The organism is Sulfitobacter sp. HI0129 (assembly GCF_001635395.1).
Classification (GTDB): Bacteria; Pseudomonadota; Alphaproteobacteria; order Rhodobacterales; family Rhodobacteraceae; genus Sulfitobacter.
Genome location: NZ_LWGH01001022.1, coordinates 1 through 1,544 on the forward strand (window position 1 = coordinate 1; position 1,544 = coordinate 1,544).

At 66.8% G+C, this 1,544-nt stretch carries 1 protein-coding gene; it reads right to left on the reverse strand.

Annotated elements, in window-relative coordinates; all coding sequences use genetic code 11:
- Positions 1–1,544: cobaltochelatase subunit CobN (locus tag A3764_RS21875; RefSeq protein WP_201722492.1), on the reverse strand; the 1,544-nt coding region annotated here is incomplete at both ends.

A 1,544-nucleotide genomic window follows, 5' to 3' on the forward strand; every position in this document is an offset into this window, starting at 1 on the left:
GCGCCGTACCCTGCGCATCGATGGCCCATTCGGAACCCTTGAGCCACGCCTGCCCCGCCGCTTCGCGGCCCGCATCGGTGTAATCGTGCAGCGCATGGGCCATTTCCATGCCGTAAAGGCCGGGTTTCGGGCCAAAGACCCGGGGCGCGTGCTGAAGATAGGGGTTCATGTCCGCCGCTTCCTCTCGCTTCGAAAGGACTTCGGCACCCGCTTCGAACAATTGTGAAAGGCCCGGGAAAACGTCGCGGAAGAGCCCCGAGACCCGCAGCGTCACATCGATGCGGGGCCGGTTCAACAGGGTGAGGGGTATGACCTCGAAACCCGAAACCCGTTCGCTGCCCGCGTCCCACTTCGGCGCCAGCCCGGCGAGATGCATGGCCATGGCGATTTCCTCGCCCGCCGTGCGCATGGTGGCGGACCCCCAGAGGTCCACGACCAGACCGCGCGGCCAGTCGCCGGTGTCCTGCAGATGGCGGCGCAGCAGTTCCTCCGCCAGTTTCACGCCCTGCGCATGGGCGGCACGGGTGGGCACGGCACGCGGGTCGACGGAAAAGAGGTTGCGGCCTGTGGGCAGAACATCGGACCGGCCCCGGTAGGGGGAGCCCGACGGGCCCGCATCGACCCTGCGGCCCCGCAGTGCCTGCAACAGGCCGTCGTTCTCACCCTCGGCGGTGCCGAAGACATGCAGCCCGTCACCATACTGGCTTTCCTTGATGTCGCAGACGAAACGGTCGATCCGGGTGATCGCTTCGGCGGCGGAGCTTGCGGCATCGAGACCGAGGTCTTCCTCGACCCCGGCGGCCTGCGCTTCGGAGCGGATCGTTTCGACCAGCCGGTCCCGGCGGGAGGGGTCGAGCCCGTCGGCGGTTGAATATTCGTCGAGCAGCCGTTCCAGTTGCAACAGCCCGTCGGGCACGGCGCTGTCCTTCATCGGCGGCGGCAGATGGCCCAACGTGACTGCCCCGATGCGCCGTTTGGCCTGCGCCGCCTCACCCGGATCATTTACGATGAAGGGATAGATCACCGGAAGCGGGCCGGTCAGAACTTCGGGCCAGCATTCGTCAGACAGGGCCACCGCCTTGCCGGGCAGCCATTCCAGCGTGCCATGCGCCCCCATGTGAATCAGGGCATGCAGCCGCTGCGACCGCAGCCAAAGGTAGAACGCCACATAGGAATGGCGCGGGACCCGGGCGAGGTCGTGATAATCGTCGTCCCGGGATGCAGGATCGCCGCGTTCGGGCTGCAGCGCCACCAAGGCGTTCCCGCAGCGGATGGCGGGGAAGTGAAAGCTACCGTCGCGCACCAGGGGATCCGCTTCGGGCCTGCCCCATGCTTCATGGACCGCCTCGCGTAGTGGCTCCGGCAGATCATCGAGCGCCGCCTCGTAGTCAGACAGGGACCATTCGAGTATCTCGCTGGCCAGCGCCCGGCCAAAACCTATCTGCGGGCGCACCCCATAGCCGAAGCCCGCCAGCATCAGCAGCATGTCTTCGACACTCGCCAGCGCATCAAGGCCGACCGCATGGGCCAGCTGATCTGTCCGA